Here is a 20,331-nt window from a genome sequence, read left to right on the forward strand (position 1 = left end):
TCGCCCACCACATAAACGTCTTGGTCGGCGTTGGCAGTAAACAGGCGCGGATGGATGTCGGCCCAGCCAGTAGGCTTGCCGTCAGCACCCTTGCCGATAAGGTCGGCGTACCAGATCATGTCAGCGGCCTGGTGCGGGGGCATCAGCACGGCATCGTCGAAGTCAAAGTCGCCCGCCGCAGTTTTAATGCGTTTGTTGAACGGGTCGACCTCTTTGACCGTTGCGTTGGGCACGTGGGTAATGATGTCGGGGTACAGCTCTTCGAACGCGGCCTTGTAGCCCTCGCCGATGGGGGCGATTTTGGGCTTGGGGTCAAGAATAATGATCTTGCCCGGAATCTTGTTGGTTTTAATATGCCAGGCCATTAAGCACGCGCGCTCGTAGGGCGAAGGCGGACAGCGATGGGGCGGCGGCGGCAGCGTCATGACAATGGTGCCGCCTTTGAATTCTTTGAGTTTGCGCTTAAGGGCAAACATTTCGGCGTTGGGCACATAAGCATTGGGGAAATGCTTGCGCGTGTACTCGGCAGCGTGGGAGTCATTGCCGAACCAGGCGTCGTAAGCGTTGCGTATGCCGCCCGACAGCACCAGATAGTCGTAATCGATGACACCATGGGTGGTGCGAACCAATTTCTTGTCGCGCTCTATGGCATTGACCTCGGTATTGACCAAGGTATAGCCATAGCGATTAGCCGGCGCGAGCATGTCGTGGTTAAGAAAATCGGTACTGACAATGTCGATCAGCCATTTGTTGCTCATGGGGCCCGACCAGAAGGTGGGGTTGCGCTCGAGCAGGACGACGTCGGCGTTCGGTATATGCTGGCGCAAGTATCGCGCTGTGGTCATGCCGCCCCATCCGCCGCCTGCGATAACAATGCGGGGGCCTTTGCCACGACGAGGCAAAAGCTGAGTTGTGCTGTGAACGGCGGCCGGCGCGGCCAATGAAGCGGTTGGAATGCCCAAAGCACCAAGGGCCAAGGCGGGAGGCGTAAGCAAGAAGCTTCTGCGGTCCATTTTTATTCTCCTAGCAGTCATACATGACACACTGAATGGGCTGACCAGCCCGTATGCGGAAGCAGGATAACAGCAATTACCTTTCAGTTCCAATTAATGGAAAATGACAGGGTAATAATTACAACTAAGTATAATTCTCCTGGCGCTGCACCAGCGCACACCCAATTCACTTCGCAATACGGTTTCTTCAACATGACCTCAGCCACAAATACCCCCTATTTACGCACGCTCTACGTCGGGTCGTTCATTGTGCTGCTGTCATTGGGTGTACGCGCCACCTTTGGGTTATTCATGCAACCCATGGGCATGGAGCACGGTTGGGGACGCGACGTATTTTCGATGGCCTTCGCCATACAGAACCTGGTATGGGGCGTGGGCGCAATACTCATGGGTATTTTGGCCGACCGCGTGGGCTCGGGCCGCACCATTGCAGTGGGCGCCTTTCTTTACGCGCTCGGCATGATCGGCATGTATTTTTCGCACACCGAAATGCAGTTGTACCTGACCGCCGGCGTCATTGTTGGTCTGGGCCAGGCCGGCACCACGTTCCCGGTTATTTTGCCGGTGGTTGCACGGGTCGTGCCGGTCGCTTACCGCAGCACGGCCATGGGTATCGCCAGCGCCGGCGGCTCGCTTGGCCAGTTTCTTATCGTACCCACCAGTCAGGGCCTGATCACCGCCATGGACTGGGCAGGCGCCCTGTGGGTGCTTTCTTTGTTCATGGCCGTCGGTATACCCCTGGCGGCCTTTCTTAAGGGACGCCCCGGCGCTCACACCGGCACGCTTTCGCTGGGGGGCGCCATAAAACAGGCCCTGGCGCACCCCTCTTTCCATCTGTTGTTCTGGAGCTATTTCGTCTGCGGCTTTCATACCGCGTTCGTTACGCTGCATTTGCCGGCTTATTTAAGCGACGGGGGCTTGAACGCCACCCACGGCGCAACCGCCATCGCCCTGATCGGCCTGTTCAATATTTTTGGATGCTACGCATCCGGCAAACTCGGAGAGCAGCACAGCAAGAAAACACTGCTGGCCGGCGTCTATTTCTTACGCGCATTCGGCATTATCTTTTTGATTGCAATGCCTTTGACGCCGATTGTGGTTTATGTTTTTGCAGCCTGGATGGGGCTGTTCTGGCTGGGTACGGTGCCGCTTACACAGGGCCTGATCGGCCAGATTTACGGTTTCCGCTACGCCGCCACCTTGTCGGGCATCGCGTTTCTGGGCCACCAGATCGGCAGTTTTATCGGCGTATGGTGGGGCGGTTACGCCTACCAAACCACCGGCAGCTATACAATGGTGTGGTGGGCCAGCATTGCGTTGGCGGTGATAGCGGCTGTGCTATGCCTGCCCATAAAAGAAAAGCCGCTGGCCGCTCCGGTAGCCGCTTAAGGTTCATGCTTAAAGTGTTTTGCCATGCACGACCGCGTCAATGACTTGCCGGGCCCTGAACGCCCCCGCCGATACAAGCTTGTGCGGCTGGCGGGTTTTGTGTTGCTTGCCGTTGTACTGGCCTTGGCCTTCATGGGCCACCTTAGCGCCGACATGCGCGTTCAGTGGGCCAACCTTATGTCTCTGTGCGGGTTTTGAGGCAGTTGATCAACCCAGTTGCTCTCCTGACACCGACGCCTTTTCCCCCAATGGGGTTACCAGCAACTGATCAATCCGGTAATGGTCGACGTCGACCACCTCGAAACGCACCCCGGCGCACTCTACGCAGTCGGCCGGGCGGGGCACTTTGCGCAGCATGAACATCATGAAACCGGCGGCCGTCTCGTATTTTTCTTCGTCGGGAAGCTCGTCAATGGTTAAGGTGCGCTTCAGGTCTTCAACCGGCGTGCTGCCTTCAATCAGCCAGGAACCATCATTGCGCTGAACAATAGACTGATGTTCGTCCACGGGGGTACCCCAGGTGCCCATGACGGTAACCATGATGTCGCTTAAAGTGACTACGCCCACCACCAGGGCGTACTCGTTGATGACCACGGCGAACTTTTCGTTGTTGGCGCGAAAATGGTCAAGAAGTTCAGACAACGTTAACGTGTCGGGGATGCTGAGCACCGTGCGCAGCGTAGACTCGTTCAGCTGAAAATGCGCCTGCTTGTTAAGCAAGCGAACAAGAATATCGCGCGTGTCGACATAGCCTATGACCTTGTCGATGTCTCCGTCGCACACCAGAAAACGAGAATACGGATGCTCGGCAATCTTGCGCCGAATGCTGTCCTCGGATTCGTTCACCTCAAAATACACGACGCTGTCGCGCGTGGTCATGCAGGACGAAACGGTGCGCGACTCAAGCTCGAAGACGTTTTCAATGAAGTGCTGTTCTTGGTGCTGCAACACGCCCGCTTGTGCGCCGGCCTCGACCACCGCCGAAATATCATCAAAAGTGATTTTGTCGTCGCGCCTTGTGTCGACCTTGAACAGCTGGAACAACAAGTTCGAGATAAGGTTCAACAACCACGACAGCGGTCGACAGAGGCGAATAAACACCTTGATGGGCCTGATCACCGCAACGGCGATGCGCTCGGGTGCGATCATGGCAAGGCGCTTGGGCATCAGGTCGGCAAACAGCACGAACAGCCCGGTTACGAATACGAACGACAAGGCAAAGCCGATGCTGTCCAGGCCGGGCCCCTGGTAAAACAGGCCCACCAACGCCACAAAATAGGGCCGAAAGGCCCCTTCGCTAAGCACACCGCCCAAGATGGCAAGTGTATTGAGCCCGATTTGGGAAGCTGCAAAAAAATCGGAGGAGTTCTGCTGCAGCGCCATGACCTCTAGCGCACGCTCGTCGCCCGACTCGGCCAGCAGCTTCAGTTTGATTTTGCGCGCGGCTGCCAGGGCGATTTCGGTTAGCGACAAGAACCCTGCCGCCCCAACCAATAGCACCACAATGACAATGTGCTCGAACAGACTCACCGTTTACCTGTTGGAAGGAAATAATTCGACAAGTATACGGGTTCGCGGCCAAGCATACGCCGACCTTTTCAAGCTTGATCAGCGCCCTCTTGTGCCCGGAAACCTTATAAACTGTCAGCCACTAGAACCGAACACCAGAAACGGAACGCAATATGAGCTTTTCGCCGCTCGGATCACTGCTTGCTGCCTTTGTAATGTTGCTGGTGGGCAGCTACGTCAACCGAAAGATTGCCTTTTTATCCCGTTACAACATACCCGACCCCATTACCGGCGGGCTCTTGTTTGCCGTACCGGTGTCGATTGCCATCGAGTTTTTCGATGTCAGCATGACGTTCGAGCAATCGATCAAGCCGATTTTGCTGCTGATGTTCTTTGCAGGCGTCGGCTTATGTGCCGACTTGCGCCAGCTCAAGCGCGGCGGCAAGGCCTTGCCCATTTTCATGCTGGTGCTGTTTCCGTTCATTATCTTGCAGAACGTGACCGGCGTCGTTATGGCAAAGCTGCTCGACCTGCACCCCATCTTCGGCCTTATTGCCGGCTCAATCACCCTGGTGGGGGGCCACGGCACAGGGGCAGCCTACGCCGACCGGTTCGCGCAGTTCAATAATCTGCAGATGGTCATGGAGTTAGCCATGACCCTGGCGACGGTAGGGCTGATAGTGGGGGGCATAGTGGGTGGGCCCGTGGCGCAATTTTTGATCAAGCGCCACAGGCTGCGTTCAGAGGCGGAAAGCGCTTCGGAAGAGCACGTATTTCGGGAAACCCCTGCGCCCATCAGTACCAACTCTGCCATAGCCGCCCTGGCCGGCGTCATTGCCGCCGTAATCGGCGGTCAATGGCTGGCAGACCAGTTCGCCGATAGCCCGGTAACGGTACCGGCGTTCTTGTGGTGCATGATCTTGGGTATTGCCATTCGAAACCTGCTGCCCCTTGCCAAGGTGCAGTTCGACGATCGACCCGCCGATATTGTGTCCAATGTTTCGTTATCGCTGTTTCTGGTCATGACCATGATGACGCTCGACCTGATCGACGTCGCGCACTCGGCGGGCCCCTTCCTTTTGATCATTGCCGTGCAAGTGATGGTTATTGTGGCCTACGCCATATTCGTGTGCTTCAGGTTCATGGGTCGCGACTACGAAGCCGCAGTCACAACCGCGGCATTCGTTGGCTTTAGTATGGGCTCTACCGCCACCGCCATGGCAAACATGCAGGCCATTTCAGCCAGGCACGGCCCCGCCCCCACCAGTTTCCTGATCGTACCGCTGGCAGGCGCCTTCTTCGTCGACATACTCAACGCTTTCGTCCTGACCATTATGCTTTCGCTGCCGTTTATGGGAGGCTGACATGAGACGAATCATCTGCCTGCTGTTGCTGGCCTTCCTGGCAGCCTGCACCCAGGGCCCCGGGGTGGACGCCTTGCGCAACGACGTGGCCGCCCAGCTTGAACAGATTTTGCCCGACCAGGGCATCGAGGTGGCATCGCTCGAGCGACGAGGCTCTCAGAAAGACACCGAGGCGCCCGAAGGGGAAACGCGCCGTATCGTTTATTTTGATGCCCAGCTCAAGCTGAATAAAGATATTGATTTCGGTGCGTGGAACTCGCCTGGCATTTCTGCGCTGGTTTCAGCCCTAGGCGCGGGGCCCAAAGGCATCGAGGGCATCAAAACAGGTGGTAACCGGGCCGGCGACACGATTGAAGCGCATGGCACGGTTCTGTATCGGCAAGAAGGCGACGCCTGGGCGCCTGCAGTGCCGGTCGGTTATTCTCCGCCCGTGGCAGCGCCTCGCACCACATCCGATACGAGCCCTGGAAGCGCCGCGTGGTCAACCACGCTTCGCAATATGCTGGACACCTTACCCCGCGACACGTCGCCAGAGCAAAACCGCATTATCGAACAAGAGCTTCGGTTGGCCCACCAAACCATTCGGGCCCGTTTGGCTCGCAGCAATCGGGGCTACGCCATTGCCGCCGGCGCCGAGCACGGGCAGTATCTTCGTGTTGCCCGTGCCCTGTTTGGCGCCGACAACCCGCGCACCGTACCCCTTATTACGCAGGGCGGCGAAGAAAACCTGCAGCTGTTGCGTGCGGGAAAGGTTTCGTTGGCGCTAGCCCAAGGCGATGCTGCACAAGACGCCTACGAAGGCACCGGCGCTTTCAGCGGGATCGGTGCGCATACCGAGCTACGCAGCATCGGCAGCCTGTACCCCGAACCCCTGCACGTAATAGCGCTTGCCCAAAGCAAGCTCGAGTCCATTGCCCAGTTGCGGGGCAAGCGCGTCGCTATCGGAAAGGTGGGGTCGGCATCGCGCACGACCGCCTTGCGCGTACTGCAGGCCCACGGCCTCGAGGCCAACGACATTGAGCCACTCGAACTAAGCATTGGTGAGGCGCTGAGCGCACTGCAACAGGGCCAGGTCGACGCCGTCATGCAGGTCATCGGCACGCCTTCCGACAGCATTCGCGAATTGCAAACCCATACCACCCTGAAATTCTTACCGCTTGCTCACAGCGCCGTCGCCCAGATGGTCCAGGCGCGCGCTGGCTACTTTCCGTACTCGATCTCGCGGGGCGTTTACCCCAGCCAGAATTATGATGTTCCCACCATCGCCGCTGCCGCCCTGCTGCTCACCGACACAACGCTCTCCGACGCAGAGGTCGACGCCCTGACTCGGCGTGTCTACCAGACCGGACGCGACTACCCCGGCCGGGGCAGTGCTCAAGGGGCGCAAATTTCGGTGGCCACCAGCAAGATCGGCCTTTCTGTGCCCCTTCACCCTGCCGCAGCACGCGCGTTAAACAGTCTGGAACCATAAAGTGCGTTACTCTGTCAGAACTACTGTGTAATTCAAACGTTTTAGGAGCAATTCATGGCTCAAGCCTCAGCCCGCCATATCCTTGTCAGCACCGAAGAAAAGGCCAACGAACTGAAAGCGGCCATCGCCGGCGGTGCCGATTTTGCCCAAGTGGCCAAAGAAAACTCAAGCTGCCCGTCCAGTCGCGACGGCGGAAACCTGGGTTCTTTCGGTCGCGGCCAAATGGTTCCCGAGTTTGACCAGGTCGTGTTCAGCGCACCTGTCGGCGAAGTCCAGGGCCCCGTCAAGACCCAGTTCGGCTATCACCTGGTTGAAGTCACCGAACGGCAAGATTAAGCAAGCGGCACTAAGTGCTGCTGCGCGCGGCGCTTTCAAGCCGGTTTAGCTAAGCCGCTTGCCACGCGCTGGCAAGCCATTAAAAAACCCAGGACATGTCCTGGGTTTTTTAATGGCGCTCACGGAGCTGACCCAGGTAACCGGCCGGCTGTGGTCAGACGCCGAAGGGGGTCCTGACGGTAATAACGAACCAATAGGCCATACCACTCGGGCAGGGCTTCGGACAGCGGCAAGGGGTCGACAAAAAACGCCTCGGAACTGACTGCAAAAAATTCCGCCTCGTCGGTGGCTGCGTACGGATCCAGGGGCAGCTGCCCGAACCATGACGCGCCGGCCTCTGACTCAGGATCGACATGCGGCGGAATGGCGTCTTCAATTGCATCCAGCGCCTGATTGAAGCGTTCAAACGAGTCAGTCAACACACGTACCCAGTAACGCGGGTCAATATCATGGGCGCCCAGGCTGGGCACGCCGTCGACCGCTCCGGCATACAGATCAAGCTTATGGGCGAACTCGTGGATCACCACATTGACGCCGCCCTCGTCTGACCGGGAAAGGTCTTCCCATGACAGGATCACGGGCCCGCCCTCCCAGGCTTCGCCCGAGGCTTCCATGATGTACTCATGCACCACACCGCTTTCATCGACCTCGGTGCGCGGAATAAGGAAACCGCCCGGGTAGACGATGATCTCGGTCCAGCCCTCGTACAGGCGCGCGTCAAGCTGAAGTATGGGCAGGGCGGCCTGAGCAGCAATGGACAGCATCATGCTGTCGGACAGTTTGAGCCCGGCGGCGCCGCTGAAGGTTTTGCCGGCCAATATCCAGGCGGCTCGGGCGCGCAACGCTTCGTCCTCTTGTAAGGTAAGCCCCGCAAGAAACGGCAAACCAGCCAAGGTGCGCCGCCAATGTTCATCAGTAATACCCGCCAGGGTTCGCTCTACCTTGCGCTGGGCCGCCCCACGGCCGGCAAGCCATCTGAACATGCTGAATACCTAGTGTGGAAATGGGTCGTTGATACTACCATGACAGGCCTGGAGGCCTCGCCAAACACAAACGCCGCTTTGTCTACAATATTAAGCTGATTCGATCAGTGGAACGATTTATTAAGGAAGCCCCACATGGATCCCGATTTTTGGCTTGAACGCTGGCGCGAAGGCCGCACCCATTTTCATCAGCAACAGGTGATGCCCCTGCTAAGCAAGCACTGGCCTGCGCTGCAAGTGCCCAAGGGCGCGCGCGTGCTGGTGCCATTGTGCGGAAAATCGCTGGACATGGCCTGGCTGGCTTCCGAAGGATATGAGGTGCTGGGTGTAGAGCTGTCATTACTGGCGGTAGAGCAGTTCTTCGACGAGCACGGCCTGAAGCCCCAACAACATGAGTCGGCTCAAGGCGTACATTACGTGGCCGGCGACATTGAAATTATTTGCGGCGACATATTCAAACTGAATGCCTCCACCCTGGCCGGCTGTGCAGCCGTGTACGACCGTGCGGCGCTGATCGCGCTTCCCGCCGACATGCGTCAAGCCTATGTGCAGCACGTGTACGAGCAGTTGCCCGACGGCTGCGCCGGCTTGCTGATTACACTGGACTACCCCCAAGCGCAAATGGACGGCCCCCCGTTCTCGGTGCCCGATACCGAAGTGCAGACCTTGTTCTCGTCACGTACGCGGGCAATCGAGCTCGAACGGCGCGACATCCTGAAAGACGAAGACAAGTTTCTGCGTGCCGGGGTCAAACGCTTGCACACCGTGGTATATCGACTTCAGACGGGCGCGTAGAGCTCGCCCGCCTTCAATCAGTGCCGGTACGCTAACGGCGGGCGTCTGGGCAGCACAACGCAACGCGGCCCGCTGGGGTAAGTACGCCCCAGCGGCTACTTAGAAATGATAAGTGTAATGAGCCTCGACCAAGTCCAGACCGGGATTAGGCCGCTTGATGCCTGCATTTGACACGTGTGTCCAACGCAGGCCGAAACGGTGCGCGCCGTTGACCACAAAGCCGCCGCCGACATGCGTTGTAAATTGAAATCGCGTGCTAAGTTCTTTGCCGGCAAAATCGGTTCGGCTAATTAAGGTGGGGCCCAAACCCGCCTCGAAGTAATAGGTGCTGCCCGGCCACCAACGCAACGTCGGCACAATGGCCATATCCCACATGCTGTCGGGGTGCCGGTTGTCAGCCTTCCAGTAACCTACTCCGAAATCGACGTTAAGGTCGAGACGACCGTTATTGGTAAAGGCGTGGCTCCAAAGCGGCGCGGTTGCGTAGGTTAGACCAAAACGCTGATATCTGGAATAGTAGCCATAGCTTAGCGCCAGCCCCTGACCCGGGGCCTGGGTAGCCGCCAGTGGGGTTTGCAGGCTTGAGCCGGCCATTTGAGTCTGCGCCACAGCCGAAGTGCCAAGCAGGGTCAATGCGGCCAGCACCAACAGCGAGCCCAACGTAAGGCGCAAGCCACGTTCAACAACTTGAGGGACGCCCATTTTATTCACCCTTAGCGATGCGGATAACGGCCCTATTCAGCAAGCAACGTGCCGGCAACGCGGATACTGCCGTATGGCCTGCCCCTACACGCGCGTCAAAATGCGTCTACTTTCCATTCGTAGTCGACGGCTACCTCGCCCAATACGCGCAAGCGGGCCAAAGGGTCCATATCGAGCGCATCGAGCAGGCGTTGATTGAACCCTTCTAGCGTGGCCTTGGCGCGGTCGGCGAACTCTGGGTCGACCGCCTGATCTTCGTATTTAATGACATAAGTTTGCGCGGCGACCCCAACCACAAAATACAGACCTGCATTGTCGGGGTCGACTTTCATGAGTTCGAAAGCTTCTTTGAAAAAAACTTTAAATGAATCACTGCCGGATTCGGAACGCGCAAAGCGCTGGGTAATTTCTTTGAACGTCATGGGTTGATGACTCCACTTCAAGACAAACTGCATGCCATCGAGTAGCTACATCCGTTTACTAACGGCGCACCTACCCTAAACAATAATAATAAACGGCTTACGCCGGTCGCGCAGCGGGCCAGGCGCCGCAAGGAATGCGCGCTTTCATCCGCCTTAAAAGCCGGCCAGCAACTGCCGCAGATGGCGAGCGCCGGTTTTACCTTTATACGCATGACGCCATAACTTGGAGATCATGTTCTCGTACAGCTTGAGCGCCTGGGGTGACTCGGTAACCGTAGCAATACCGTTGCGTACATTGGGCAGTTCACCCAATCTGAACGGGCTGACAGCCAGCGCTTTTTTGCGGCCCATGGTGAACACCTGAAACGTGGATGCGGGCATGGTGTCGTCCACCAGCGCTATCTGAACGTGCAGAGGCTCGTTTTCCATCAGCTCGGCCATGTGCTCGACTTCGGCACGAGCGGCTTTCTGGCGCGCCTTGCGAGTGCGTGCAGGCAGGTCAGCCCGCCCCACCAGGCCGTTATGCAAAAAACGTTCAAGCTCGCGCAAGCCCACCAGGCTGATCAGGTGTGGACGCCGTTGCTCGAACAAGGCCTTGCGCTCGGCGATCAGGTTGATCAGGTCGTCGACCTTATTTTGCTTGAGACCGCCACTGATATCGCTCGAAGAGGCTTCAAGCAGCATCGAGCGCATGTGCTCGAGATACTGGTCGGAAGTTAGCAGCAAGGAAACCGGCTCGAAGTGTGCAAAGATACGGTCCGACTTTTGTTCGAGCTGGCGCATGCGCTCGAACAGGCCCAGCGCGTTCGAGTAATACTCGACCTCGACCCCCAGCAAAGAGGCCAACGAGGTGTCAAGCAAGTGTGCCAGGCGCTCGAGCATCTCGATCTTGACGATCTCGCCCTTTTCCATGCGATACACCACGGCACGCGACACTTCAAGACGTTCGGCGACGTCTTCGGCCTGCAGGCCGGCTCCGACCCGGTAGGCTCTTAAACGATTGCCCAGGGCCGCATAATCGATAGACGACTTAAATGGGCGAGCGGAACTCATTTGGGCGGCACCACATCCGAATAAGAGGCTCGTCCGCCACGCCTCGCCGACCAGGCCGCCGGGTCGCGAAGAAACTCGGCCAATTCATTGAGCTCGTGTGCAGAAAAATCGTTGCGCTGTTGCGCAACGGCCAGGATGTCGCGCCAGGTGGCCAGTGAATGAACCCTGACCCCCAGCGGGCCCAACAACTGTTGGGTTGGAAAAGTAGCATAGTCGAACACGATGAACAGGTCTTGAACCTGAACATTGCTGGCGGCCAACGCCTGGCAAAACCGCAACTTGGACTGCCCGCCGGCCATCATGTCGTCAACCAGCAGCACCTTTGATCCGGGCTTGAGCACGCCTTCGATCTGGCTTTGACCCACTTGCTTCTTGCGCACGTATTGAAGCGGAAGATCAAGCGCCTCGGCCAGCCATGCAGCCAGGGCGATGCCGCTGGCCTCGCCCCCCACCACTGACTCGACTCCGTCAAGCGCGCCTCGGGCCTGAAGCATCGCCTGGGCGCGTTTGATCAGGTCGCGACGCAAGGCCGGAAACGAAATAAGGCGTCGACAGTCGATATAGACAGGGCTGGCCCAACCCGAAGGCAAGCGAAAAGGCTCGTCGGTACGCGCGGTGACGCAGCCTGCGTCGAGCAACGCGGCTGCAACGGTCTTAGCGTCGGTATCAGGCGTAGGCTGCATGGTCACGGGGTCTCCAGGCTGTTCAAGTGGGGCTTAGCGCCGATCAACTGATCTCGTCGCCTTTTTGGGACGCCTCAGTACGATGCGCCCGACTCACCAGCTCGTACACGCGCGGCTGCGTAAGCACCTCGTGGCGCAAAGCGTCATCGAGTTCGCTTTCGGTCATGAGCTCGCGGCGCAGAATGACTTCGCGCACCGTGGTGCCGTTGGCATAAGCCTCGGCCGCCACGGCGGTAGCTGCCTCGTACCCGATAAACGGGTTCAATGCGGTAACCAGCGAAATGGAACGGTCGAGGTTTTCTTTGAGCCGATCTGGGTTTGCAGTAATGCCCTTGACGCAACGGTCGGCAAGCGTAATGCAGCCGTTGGTCAGGTGCTTGAAACTGCGAAACAGGGCGTTGGCAATAATGGGCTCGAAGGCGTTGAGCTGCAACTGGCCCGCCTCGGCCGCCATGGTAACGGTCAGGTCATTGCCAATAACCTCGAAGGCAATCTGGTTAACCACTTCGGGAATGACCGGGTTGACCTTGCCGGGCATAATCGAAGACCCCGCCTGCATGGGCGGCAGATTGATCTCGCCAAAACCCGAACGCGGCCCGCTGGACAACAGCCGCAGGTCGTTACAGGTTTTGGAAAGTTTTACGGCGATACGCTTGAGTATGCCCGACAGCTGCACAAAGCCGCCGCAGTCTTGCGTGGCTTCGATCAGGTTGGGCGCCGTATGCAGCGACAGCCCGGTGACCTGGTTCAATGCAGCCAACGCTTTACAGGCGTAATCGGGATGGGCGGTAATGCCCGTGCCAATGGCCGTTGCACCCAGGTTGATCTCGCTGATCAGACGCTTGGCCTCGTCCAGCCGCACGATGTCTTCTTCGAGCATCAGCGCATAAGTAGAAAACTCTTGCCCCAGGGTCATGGGCACCGCGTCTTGCAGTTGAGTGCGACCGATCTTAAGCATCGGCGAAAACTCAATGGCCTTGGCGTCGAACGCTGCACGCAAATGCTCCATGGCCGCCAGCAGGCCGTCCATGAAGAAAACGGTGGCGATACGCAACGCCGTCGGGTAGACGTCGTTGGTGCTTTGAGCCATGTTGACGTCTTCGTTGGGGTGCAAATATTTGTACTGCCCGCGCTCGTGCCCCATGATCTCCAGCGCACGGTTGCATACAACCTCGTTGGCGTTCATGTTGGTCGAGGTTCCGGCCCCCCCCTGAATAACATCGACCACAAACTGCTCGTGCAGCGCTCCGCCCCGAATCTCGTCGCATGCCGCAACAATGGCCTGACACTTGTGCACGGGCAAAAGGCCAAGTTCGGTATTGGCCTGAGCTGCCGCATGTTTTACCGACGCCAACGCAATGATCAACTCGGGGAAGACCGAAACCGATGTGCCGGAAATCTGAAAATTCTCGACAGCACGCAGCGTATGCACACCATAATAGGCATCGACAGGTACTTCGCGCTCGCCCAAAAGGTCGCGCTCGATGCGAAATTCGCTCATTATTTTCCTTCAGATAATTTGGTATAGGGCGTCGGCCAACACCTGCGCGCCCAACATGAAATCGTCGATCTCCATTGCTTCGTGAGGGTTGTGTGAACCATGCTGGTTACGCACAAAAAGCATGCCGCTAGGAACTCCGGCATTGGCGAACAGGGATGCATCATGCCCTGCGCCACTAGGAATTACCTCGTAGGGCACGCCGCGCTCTTCACAAACTTTGGATAAAAAATCACAGATTTTACCGTCCATAGTAGCCGGTTCGCTATAGACACGTCGATCAAAATTGAATTTAACGCCCCGTTCGCGGCTGATGGCCGAGCACTCGGCACGCATCAATTGGTAGAAGGCTTCAAGCGTATCGGTACTTTTACTGCGCGCTTCGAGGCTGAAACTGACCCGGCCCGGAATGCGCGAAATTGAATGCTCGGCCGGGTCGGTCTGGACAATGCCGGCGGTTACCACCAGGTCGGTGCCGCGTTCGAGCAACACTCGCCAGTGCTCGTCCAGCCGCATGATCAGGTCAGAGACGGCAAACATGGCGTCGTGGCGCAGCCATCGGGGCACCACCCCCGAATGCTGGGCATCGCCCAGGCACTCGATGCGGTTATGACGGATATTGCCGCGTATGCCCGACACCACGGCCACAGGCAGCTCGCGGGCCACCATGACCGGGCCTTGCTCGATGTGCAGCTCTATATAGGCCTTGATCAGGCCCAGGTCGACCAGCACTTCCTGATTGGATATGGCCGACACGTCGGCGCCGGCCCGCTCCATATACTGCGCAAGCGTGTCGCCCGTGCTGCGTTGGGTCAGCGCAAGGTCTTCGGCGCTTAGTTTTCCAAACAATGCGCTGGAACCCATATAGGCCTTGCCAAACCAGGCGCTTTCTTCGCCCCGAAACGCCACAACGCGCAAGGGCAGCGGCTTGGTTGCACCTTCGCGCTGGTGTGCGATAAGGCACAGCAGCCCGGCCACCACCCCCGCGAGACCGTCGTAATTACCGCCCTGGGGCACGGAATCAATGTGCGAGCCCACCCACACCGCAGGTTCATCAGGCGCCAGATTGGGGGGGCTGAACACTATATTGGCCGCACGGTCGACCTGTACCAGCAAGCCTTCGGTTTCAGCCAGACGGGTAAGGTAGTCGCCGGCCGCCGACTCGCCCTCGCCGTAGCTGGCACGGGTAACCCCCACGCCGTCAAACGAGAGATCACGAATGTCGTTGAAGATTTTTTCGGCAAGATCGCGCAACGGCATAAGGTCCATGGCGGTTTCCTGCCTTCAACCCGACTGCTGCGCAAAGCGCAGCCAACGGTCAGTGAGCTGGCGATCGAGTTTGACGGCACCAATCAGTTCGTTGATGTCGGCGACGCCGGTTTCGTCGCAATAAGCATGCAGGCCGTCGATGATTTTTTGCATGACGCCCGGGTCAATGAACGACGCCGTGCCTACCTGTACGGCCGAGGCGCCGGCCAGCATGAACTCGACCGCGTCCTCGGCTGTGCAGATTCCGCCGCAACCCACAATGGGTATGTGAACGCTGCGGTAGCACTGGTGCACCATGCGCAACGCCACCGGCTTGATGGCCGGACCCGAAAGCCCGCCCATGACGTTGCCAAGCTTGGGCTTGCGCGTACGCACGTCGATCGACATGCCCAACAGGGTGTTCCCCATGACGATGCCGTCGGCGCCCGCTTCTTCAGCCGCCTTGGCCACCACGGCCACATTCGAGGCATTGGGCGTCAGCTTGGCCCAAAAGATGTGGCCGGTGTTGCGGCGAATGGCACTGACCGCCTTGTAGGTCGTGTCTGGATCCATGGCAAAGGCCATGCCGTCGGCCTCCAGATTGGGGCACGAAATATTGGCTTCGATTACCGCCACTTCGGGCAAGGACATTTCGGCAACCGCCCGGGCGAATTCGTCTACGGTATCGGCGGAAATGGACACGACTACCGGCGTATCGTAGCGGGTATAAGGCGGCAGGACCTCGCGCCGGTAGTAGTCGAGCCCCTTGCTGGGTATGCCAATTGAATTGAGCATGCCACTAGCCGTTTCCGCCACCCGAGGCGTGGGGTTGCCCGCCCTGCTTTTGGGCGACACGCTTTTTATGACCAGGGCGCCCAGCTTGTTGAAGTCAAGCGCCTCGGAATACTCGATGGCGAAACAACCCGAGGCCGGCATGACCGGGTTGCGCAGGTTCAGGTCTCCGACCTTGACATTCAACTTAGCCAAACTCGACCTCTCCGACGACGTTGCGAATAGAAAACACCGGGCCTTCGCGGCAAACGCGCAAAAACTGTTTGTCGCCCGCCTCGGTATCGAACAGGCGCACACAAGACAGGCAAACGCCCATGCCGCAGGCCATACGCTGCTCCATGGCCACCTGGCCGAGCAGAGCGGGGTGGTCTTGCAGCACGCGCTGCAACAGCATGAGCAGACGGTGCGAGCCACAGGTATACACCGCGTCGTGGGGCTGTTGCTTTAACAAGCGGCGTATCAAAGCCTCAACCGCTTCGACTTCGGACGTTCCGTCACTGTCGTACACGCAATGCACGTCGGCCGATGCACCCCGCAGAAATTCGTCGCGCATCAGATCTTTGGGTGCCCGCGCCGACATCACGGCGGTAATGGCCACCCCATTGGCCGCCGCCATTTTTATCAGCGGTGCCATGGTGGCTAGCCCCACCCCGCGGGCCACCACCATAATGCGTCTGAAGCCCGCATCAAGCCGGAAGGTATTGCCCAGCGGGCCGACCACATCCATGTGGTCACCTACCGAAAGGCCGGACAAAGCGCGGGTGCCCAAGCCCGTAACGTTGTACAAAAACTCAAGCGTTTCCGGCTCGGGGCCCATGCCGTAAACGCTCATGGGGCGCAGCAAAAACGGCTGAAGGTCGTCGTTGACCGGGCATTTCAACTGATAGAACTGGCCCGGCCGGGTGGCTTGCGCCACATTGCCCGGCGCGCGCAAGCGCAAGTACTTATAACGGTCATTGACCCAGCGGTGCTCAACCACCTCGCAACGATGCGAGGCCACCTGGTCGGCATTGCGCTGGAAGCCTTCGGCGTGCGTCGTTGCCTGCATTATTCGAGCTCCACACCCTTGAGTTCGGGAATCAGGAAGATCGTGGCCAGCATGTCAAGAACATAAATGGACGCCAACAGGGCAATGGCCACGTGGAAGGAGTAGGTCATGGCAAGTGCACCCACCACCACGGGGCCGAAGCCGCCGATGGCGCGACCGATATTGAACAGCACGTTTTGTGCGGTGGCGCGGGCTGCAGTGGGATACGCTTCGGAAATCAGCGCACCGTAGCCGCCCAGCATGCCATTAACGAACACGCCCATCAGGGCGCCCGCCCACAACATCGTGGTGGGGTCGGTCAGCTGCGAGTAGTACAAAACCATGACCACGGCGCCCGCCTGAAACATGAGGAAACTGGGTTTGCGGCCGATGCGGTCGGCCAGCTGGCCGAACACCCAGATACCGGCGGCCATGCCCAGAATGGTTACCGACGTCCACATGGCGGATTTGGTCAGGGTAAAGCCCAGCTCGGTGGACAGATAGCTGGGCATCCAGATCATGATGCCGTAGTACCCAAAGTTTTGAACACCGCACAAAATAATGATGCCGATGCTGACCTTGGTGGTTTCTTTGTCTTTGACCAGCAATTTGAACGAACGGCCCAGCGCGCCCTTTTCTTTGGCCTTGCACACAAAAACTTCGGGCTCATGCAGGCGGGCGCGAATGTACCAGGCGACAAAAGCCGGAATCACACCCACCAGGAACATGCCTCGCCAGCCGATATGCGGCAACAGCAATGGGGTGAGTAATGCCGCAGCCAGTACCCCGGCCTGCCAACCCAGCGCCACGTAAGAGGAAACCCGGGCCCGGTGCTTGGCCGGCCAGGCCTCGGCCGCCAGAGCCATGCCGATGCCGAACTCGCCGCCCAGCCCGACACCGGCGATGGTGCGATAGATGAGTAGGTCCCAGTAGCCTTGCGCGAACGCACAAAGGCCGGTAAAGACCGCAAACAGCACGATGGTCCAGGTAAGCACCCGTACCCGACCGTAGTAATCGCTGAGCGAACCAAAAATAATGCCGCCCGCCACCGCACCGATCAAGGTCCAGGTGACCAGCGAGCCCGCCTGGCTGGGGTTAAGTGCGAGCTCAGCCGAAATAGCCGCCAGCATGAAACCCAGAATAAGCAGGTCGAAACCGTCCATGGCGTAGCCAACGGCCGAACCGGCCAGCGCCTTCCAGCCGTATGTGGTGACTTTATCTTTACTGGCGCCGGCGGGTGGCGCTGCTTCGGTCTGTGCGTGCACGGTCTTGCTCCTGTGACGGATGTTTTTGAATGACTTCTGAAGCCATCGAGCCCTCACTCGATGTATTTATTTCGATATTAGTCTTTTTTTTTAGATTAAACCATCAAAAAAAACCTGGGCGACTACTTAATGGCCGGTCTCGGCGAACAACTCAATGACCAGATCGCGAAACCATTGAATGGCCGGATCGGCGTCGAAACGCCGGCTCCAATGCAACGACACCTCGAAGTCGCGCAACGGAAACGCAGGCTCGATAATGGCGAAGGCCGCTGCCTGCGGAAAAGAAAAAGCAATGTTGCGCGGCATGACCACAGCCAGATCGGTGGCGCGCACAATGGAAGGCAGCACCATAAAATGCTCGGCAGTGAGCCGTAGGCGGTCTTCGAGACCCAAAAGATGCAAGATGCGCAAGGTTTCGCGGTGAGTACGAACCCCAACAAACTCGAGACTGCGCAGCGCCTCCAGTGCAATACCGTTGCGGTGCCGGCCTAAGAAAGGATGTTCTTTGCGCAGCAGCACGATGTAACGATCGTCCAGCAGCTTGGCCCGGCGCGTATTACTTACCTGAGGCAGAAAGCCAAAGGCGAAATCCAAACGCGCCTCGTCGAGTGCATCGGCGATTTCGTCGCCTGCTACGGGGCGAGTGTCGATCTGCACGCCCGGAGCACGTTCGTGCAACGCGCGCAAAAGATCCGGCAAGAACCGGCCCTCGCCAATGTCGCTCATATGAATATGAAACACCCGCCGGGACGACTGCGGATCGAACGAGACGACCTCGGTCAGGGCAAGCTCCAGGGCGCCCAAAGCCTGCCGCACCACCCCGGCCAGGCGCTCGGCCCGGGGGGTGGGCCGCACGCCTATCGCATGACGCACAAAAAGCGGGTCTTCAAGTACTACACGCAGCCTGGCCAACCCCTGACTGGCGGCAGGCTGGCTTATGTCCAGGGCCTCTGCGGCCCGGCTGACGTTGCGGGTTCGATAAATGACATCAAACAGGCGCAACAAGTTCAAATCAACGTCCTTGATATTCATTTATCTAATAACCCGTATTACTTTCATGTTATTGGATTATGACCTACGCGGCCACATAATCAGTCATTGTGCGGATCAATCCACGCATACCTGGAACCAAGGAACCCTATATGTCCGGCCAAACGTCCACCTTTCCCGCAGAGACGGCCCTTCAAGAGGTACGCCCAACCGTGCGCGAAGCGGTACTTGAACTATTGCGTTCGTTCGAAATGACCACCATTTTTGGCAATCCGGGCTCGACCGAACTGGCGCTTTTCCTGGATTTTCCTGACGACTTCAGCTACCAGTTGGGTTTGCAAGAAGCCGTGGTGGTGGGGATGGCCGACGGTTATGCCCAGGCCACGCGCAAGGCCGCTTTTGTCAACCTGCATTCGGCTGCGGGGGTGGGCAACGCCATGGGTGCCATATTCACCGCTTATAAAAACGCCACCCCACTGGTTATTTCGGCCGGCCAGCAAGCGCGCGCCATTTTGCCCTACGACCCCTTTCTTTCGTCGTCGGACCCCACCCACCTGGCCATGCCGTATGTCAAATACAGCGTCGAGCCGGCTCGGGCCGAAGACGTTCCTCAAGCAATTGCCCGGGCCTATTACATGGCCATGCAAGATCCCAAGGGACCCGTGCTGGTCTCCATACCGGCCGACGACTGGAATCGACGCTGCGATTACGTCAGCCCACGCCTTGTCAGCACCACCAGCGCGCCTCAGCCCCAGCTGCTGACGCAAATGGTGCAATGGCTCGACGCCTGCCAAAAGCCGGCGTTCGTCGTGGGTACGGGGGTTGATCGCGACAATGCCTGGAGCGAAATGGTGCAACTTGCCGAGCGGCACAACGCCCGCGTCTGGATCGCACCCATGTCCGCCCGCTGCGGGTTTCCGGGCGACCACCCGCTGTTTGCCGGTTACCTGTCGGCAGAACGCGAAAAAATCGTCGGCGCCCTGGGCGGGCACGACGGCATACTGGTAGTAGGCGCCCCGGCATTTACCTACCACGTCGAAGGCGCCGGGCCCTACCTGCCCGAAGGGGCCCAACTGGCCCAAATTACCGACGACCCTGCCATTGCCGCGTGGGCGCCCGCAGGCACGGCCTTGGTCTGCGGCATCAAGGCCGGCCTTACGGCTGTATTGAATGAGTCGAACCCTCCCGCCAGGCCCCTGCCGCCGGCCCGCCAGAAGGCGCCGCGCGCCGAGCCCGCCACGCCCATGCCGGTGGCGTACCTGCTGCAGACACTCGACGAGGTTCGCGAGCCCGACACGGTCATTGTCGAAGAATCGCCCAGCGCCAGGCCTGTGATGCATCGCTACATGCCCATCTACCAAAGCGAAACCTTCTACACCATGGCCAGCGGCGGGCTGGGCTACGGCATGGCAGCAACGGTGGGGGTGGCGCTGGCCAAGCCGGGGCAGCGCATTATCGGGCTGGTCGGCGACGGCTCCAGCATGTATTCGATTCAGGCCATCTGGAACGCGGTTCAACTGCAGTTGCCCATTACGTTCATTATTATCAACAACCAACGCTACGCGGCCTTGCAAGAGTTTGCCCATACCTTCGGCTTCAAGCCGGGCGACACCTTGCAAGGATCAGACCTGCCTGGGCTCGATTTTGTCGCCCTGGCCAACGGCCACGGCTGCGAAGCCCTGCGCGTCGACGACCCCTTGCAACTGGCCGACACCTTAAGAACCGCCCTGAAATCAACGGGCCCCATACTGGTCGAGGTTCGCGTCGCCTAAAACACGTTTCACGCTGCAT

20 protein-coding genes are annotated in these 20,331 nt (G+C 58.7%); 7 read left to right on the forward strand and 13 right to left on the reverse strand.

Annotated features, from left to right (window positions below; genetic code table 11):
* Nucleotides 1-1,013 (reverse strand): FAD/NAD(P)-binding oxidoreductase (locus VL003_RS00075; RefSeq protein ID WP_325438336.1); only part of this gene is annotated, 1,013 nt, incomplete at its 3' end.
* 192 nt (nucleotides 1,014-1,205) lie between these two features.
* Between VL003_RS00075 and VL003_RS00080 the strand changes: the two genes are divergently transcribed.
* Both VL003_RS00080 and VL003_RS00085 read left to right on the forward strand, forming a co-directional pair.
* Nucleotides 1,206-2,402 carry an MFS transporter gene (locus VL003_RS00080; protein WP_325438338.1) on the forward strand — a complete coding sequence of 399 codons (1,197 nt, stop codon included), beginning with the start codon at nucleotides 1,206-1,208 and terminating at the stop codon, nucleotides 2,400-2,402.
* 24 nt (nucleotides 2,403-2,426) lie between these two features.
* Nucleotides 2,427-2,600 carry a hypothetical protein gene (locus VL003_RS00085; protein WP_325438340.1) on the forward strand — a complete coding sequence of 58 codons (174 nt, stop codon included), beginning with the start codon at nucleotides 2,427-2,429 and terminating at the stop codon, nucleotides 2,598-2,600.
* 9 nt (nucleotides 2,601-2,609) lie between these two features.
* Here VL003_RS00085 and paeA read toward each other — a convergent pair whose 3' ends face one another.
* The gene (gene paeA / locus VL003_RS00090; RefSeq protein ID WP_325438342.1) at nucleotides 2,610-3,932 is read right to left on the reverse strand and encodes a polyamine export protein PaeA; all 1,323 of its coding nucleotides are present in this window, start codon (nucleotides 3,930-3,932) and stop codon (nucleotides 2,610-2,612) included.
* 152 nt (nucleotides 3,933-4,084) lie between these two features.
* Between paeA and gltS the strand changes: the two genes are divergently transcribed.
* From gltS to VL003_RS00105, 3 genes are read left to right on the forward strand one after another with little or no spacing between them, the layout of a single operon-like run.
* On the forward strand, nucleotides 4,085-5,275 hold the full coding sequence (gene gltS, locus VL003_RS00095; RefSeq protein ID WP_325438344.1) for a sodium/glutamate symporter: 1,191 nt from the start codon (nucleotides 4,085-4,087) through the stop codon (nucleotides 5,273-5,275).
* A 1-nt stretch (nucleotide 5,276) separates the two neighbouring features.
* Nucleotides 5,277-6,746: a TAXI family TRAP transporter solute-binding subunit gene (locus VL003_RS00100; RefSeq protein ID WP_325438346.1), complete on the forward strand. Its 1,470-nt coding sequence runs from the start codon at nucleotides 5,277-5,279 to the stop codon at nucleotides 6,744-6,746.
* Between the two features lie 54 nt (nucleotides 6,747-6,800).
* Complete coding sequence (locus tag VL003_RS00105; protein WP_325438348.1) at nucleotides 6,801-7,082, forward strand: peptidylprolyl isomerase; 282 nt, start codon at nucleotides 6,801-6,803, stop codon at nucleotides 7,080-7,082.
* Nucleotides 7,083-7,201: 119 nt separating this feature from the next.
* On the opposite strand, the gene VL003_RS00110 is transcribed toward VL003_RS00105, so the two are convergent.
* A complete protein-coding gene (locus VL003_RS00110; RefSeq protein WP_325438350.1) occupies nucleotides 7,202-8,065 on the reverse strand; it encodes a M90 family metallopeptidase in 864 nt (287 codons plus the stop codon).
* A 135-nt stretch (nucleotides 8,066-8,200) separates the two neighbouring features.
* On the opposite strand from VL003_RS00110, the gene VL003_RS00115 reads away from it, so the two are divergent.
* Nucleotides 8,201-8,860, forward strand: a complete 660-nt coding sequence (locus VL003_RS00115) for a thiopurine S-methyltransferase (RefSeq protein WP_325438351.1) — start codon at nucleotides 8,201-8,203, stop codon at nucleotides 8,858-8,860.
* Nucleotides 8,861-8,959: 99 nt separating this feature from the next.
* Here the strand turns inward: VL003_RS00115 and VL003_RS00120 are convergent, their stop codons facing one another.
* The 10 genes from VL003_RS00120 to VL003_RS00165 all read right to left on the reverse strand — a co-directional run bounded on the left by VL003_RS00120 (nucleotide 8,960) and on the right by VL003_RS00165 (nucleotide 18,582).
* Complete coding sequence (locus VL003_RS00120; RefSeq protein ID WP_325438353.1) at nucleotides 8,960-9,562, reverse strand: acyloxyacyl hydrolase; 603 nt, start codon at nucleotides 9,560-9,562, stop codon at nucleotides 8,960-8,962.
* A gap of 95 nt (nucleotides 9,563-9,657) precedes the next feature.
* The gene (locus VL003_RS00125) at nucleotides 9,658-9,984 is read right to left on the reverse strand and encodes a hypothetical protein (protein WP_325438355.1); all 327 of its coding nucleotides are present in this window, start codon (nucleotides 9,982-9,984) and stop codon (nucleotides 9,658-9,660) included.
* Nucleotides 9,985-10,137: 153 nt separating this feature from the next.
* Nucleotides 10,138-11,037 carry a helix-turn-helix domain-containing protein gene (locus VL003_RS00130; RefSeq protein WP_325438357.1) on the reverse strand — a complete coding sequence of 300 codons (900 nt, stop codon included), beginning with the start codon at nucleotides 11,035-11,037 and terminating at the stop codon, nucleotides 10,138-10,140.
* Nucleotides 11,034-11,720 carry an orotate phosphoribosyltransferase gene (locus VL003_RS00135; protein WP_325438359.1) on the reverse strand — a complete coding sequence of 229 codons (687 nt, stop codon included), beginning with the start codon at nucleotides 11,718-11,720 and terminating at the stop codon, nucleotides 11,034-11,036. The genes VL003_RS00130 and VL003_RS00135 overlap by 4 nt, the downstream gene beginning before the upstream one ends.
* Nucleotides 11,721-11,763: 43 nt before the next feature.
* Nucleotides 11,764-13,221: an aspartate ammonia-lyase gene (aspA, locus tag VL003_RS00140; RefSeq protein ID WP_325438361.1), complete on the reverse strand. Its 1,458-nt coding sequence runs from the start codon at nucleotides 13,219-13,221 to the stop codon at nucleotides 11,764-11,766.
* A gap of 9 nt (nucleotides 13,222-13,230) precedes the next feature.
* Nucleotides 13,231-14,487 carry an allantoate amidohydrolase gene (locus VL003_RS00145; protein WP_325438363.1) on the reverse strand — a complete coding sequence of 419 codons (1,257 nt, stop codon included), beginning with the start codon at nucleotides 14,485-14,487 and terminating at the stop codon, nucleotides 13,231-13,233.
* 15 nt (nucleotides 14,488-14,502) lie between these two features.
* Nucleotides 14,503-15,453, reverse strand: a complete 951-nt coding sequence (locus tag VL003_RS00150) for a dihydroorotate dehydrogenase (protein WP_325438365.1) — start codon at nucleotides 15,451-15,453, stop codon at nucleotides 14,503-14,505.
* Complete coding sequence (locus VL003_RS00155; RefSeq protein ID WP_325438367.1) at nucleotides 15,446-16,306, reverse strand: dihydroorotate dehydrogenase electron transfer subunit; 861 nt, start codon at nucleotides 16,304-16,306, stop codon at nucleotides 15,446-15,448. The genes VL003_RS00150 and VL003_RS00155 overlap by 8 nt, the downstream gene beginning before the upstream one ends.
* Complete coding sequence (locus VL003_RS00160) at nucleotides 16,306-17,448, reverse strand: MFS transporter (protein WP_414708204.1); 1,143 nt, start codon at nucleotides 17,446-17,448, stop codon at nucleotides 16,306-16,308. The genes VL003_RS00155 and VL003_RS00160 overlap by 1 nt, the downstream gene beginning before the upstream one ends.
* A 228-nt stretch (nucleotides 17,449-17,676) precedes the next feature.
* The gene (locus tag VL003_RS00165; RefSeq protein ID WP_325438369.1) at nucleotides 17,677-18,582 is read right to left on the reverse strand and encodes a LysR family transcriptional regulator; all 906 of its coding nucleotides are present in this window, start codon (nucleotides 18,580-18,582) and stop codon (nucleotides 17,677-17,679) included.
* A gap of 110 nt (nucleotides 18,583-18,692) precedes the next feature.
* Between VL003_RS00165 and mdlC the strand changes: the two genes are divergently transcribed.
* Nucleotides 18,693-20,312: a benzoylformate decarboxylase gene (gene mdlC / locus VL003_RS00170; protein WP_325438371.1), complete on the forward strand. Its 1,620-nt coding sequence runs from the start codon at nucleotides 18,693-18,695 to the stop codon at nucleotides 20,310-20,312.
* Nucleotides 20,313-20,331 lie beyond the last annotated feature (19 nt).

The organism is Pusillimonas sp. (genome assembly GCF_035515275.1).
In the GTDB taxonomy this organism is placed as follows: Bacteria; Pseudomonadota; Gammaproteobacteria; order Burkholderiales; family Burkholderiaceae_B; genus Pusillimonas.

What these genes read in the sequence shown, in the direction of transcription:
- VL003_RS00115 (WP_325438351.1), top strand. Translation starts at nt 8,201, where the DNA reads ATGGATCCCGATTTTTGGCTTGAACGCTGGCGCGAAGGCCGCACCCAT.
- VL003_RS00160 (WP_414708204.1), bottom strand. Translation starts at nt 17,448, where the DNA reads ATGGACGGTTTCGACCTGCTTATTCTGGGTTTCATGCTGGCGGCTATT.
- VL003_RS00145 (WP_325438363.1), bottom strand. Translation starts at nt 14,487, where the DNA reads ATGGACCTTATGCCGTTGCGCGATCTTGCCGAAAAAATCTTCAACGAC.
- aspA (WP_325438361.1), bottom strand. Translation starts at nt 13,221, where the DNA reads ATGAGCGAATTTCGCATCGAGCGCGACCTTTTGGGCGAGCGCGAAGTA.
- VL003_RS00100 (WP_325438346.1), top strand. Translation starts at nt 5,277, where the DNA reads ATGAGACGAATCATCTGCCTGCTGTTGCTGGCCTTCCTGGCAGCCTGC.
- VL003_RS00130 (WP_325438357.1), bottom strand. Translation starts at nt 11,037, where the DNA reads ATGAGTTCCGCTCGCCCATTTAAGTCGTCTATCGATTATGCGGCCCTG.
- VL003_RS00155 (WP_325438367.1), bottom strand. Translation starts at nt 16,306, where the DNA reads ATGCAGGCAACGACGCACGCCGAAGGCTTCCAGCGCAATGCCGACCAG.
- VL003_RS00110 (WP_325438350.1), bottom strand. Translation starts at nt 8,065, where the DNA reads ATGTTCAGATGGCTTGCCGGCCGTGGGGCGGCCCAGCGCAAGGTAGAG.
- VL003_RS00080 (WP_325438338.1), top strand. Translation starts at nt 1,206, where the DNA reads ATGACCTCAGCCACAAATACCCCCTATTTACGCACGCTCTACGTCGGG.
- VL003_RS00120 (WP_325438353.1), bottom strand. Translation starts at nt 9,562, where the DNA reads ATGGGCGTCCCTCAAGTTGTTGAACGTGGCTTGCGCCTTACGTTGGGC.
- VL003_RS00085 (WP_325438340.1), top strand. Translation starts at nt 2,427, where the DNA reads ATGCACGACCGCGTCAATGACTTGCCGGGCCCTGAACGCCCCCGCCGA.
- mdlC (WP_325438371.1), top strand. Translation starts at nt 18,693, where the DNA reads ATGTCCGGCCAAACGTCCACCTTTCCCGCAGAGACGGCCCTTCAAGAG.
- gltS (WP_325438344.1), top strand. Translation starts at nt 4,085, where the DNA reads ATGAGCTTTTCGCCGCTCGGATCACTGCTTGCTGCCTTTGTAATGTTG.
- VL003_RS00125 (WP_325438355.1), bottom strand. Translation starts at nt 9,984, where the DNA reads ATGACGTTCAAAGAAATTACCCAGCGCTTTGCGCGTTCCGAATCCGGC.
- VL003_RS00105 (WP_325438348.1), top strand. Translation starts at nt 6,801, where the DNA reads ATGGCTCAAGCCTCAGCCCGCCATATCCTTGTCAGCACCGAAGAAAAG.
- VL003_RS00165 (WP_325438369.1), bottom strand. Translation starts at nt 18,582, where the DNA reads ATGAATATCAAGGACGTTGATTTGAACTTGTTGCGCCTGTTTGATGTC.
- VL003_RS00135 (WP_325438359.1), bottom strand. Translation starts at nt 11,720, where the DNA reads ATGCAGCCTACGCCTGATACCGACGCTAAGACCGTTGCAGCCGCGTTG.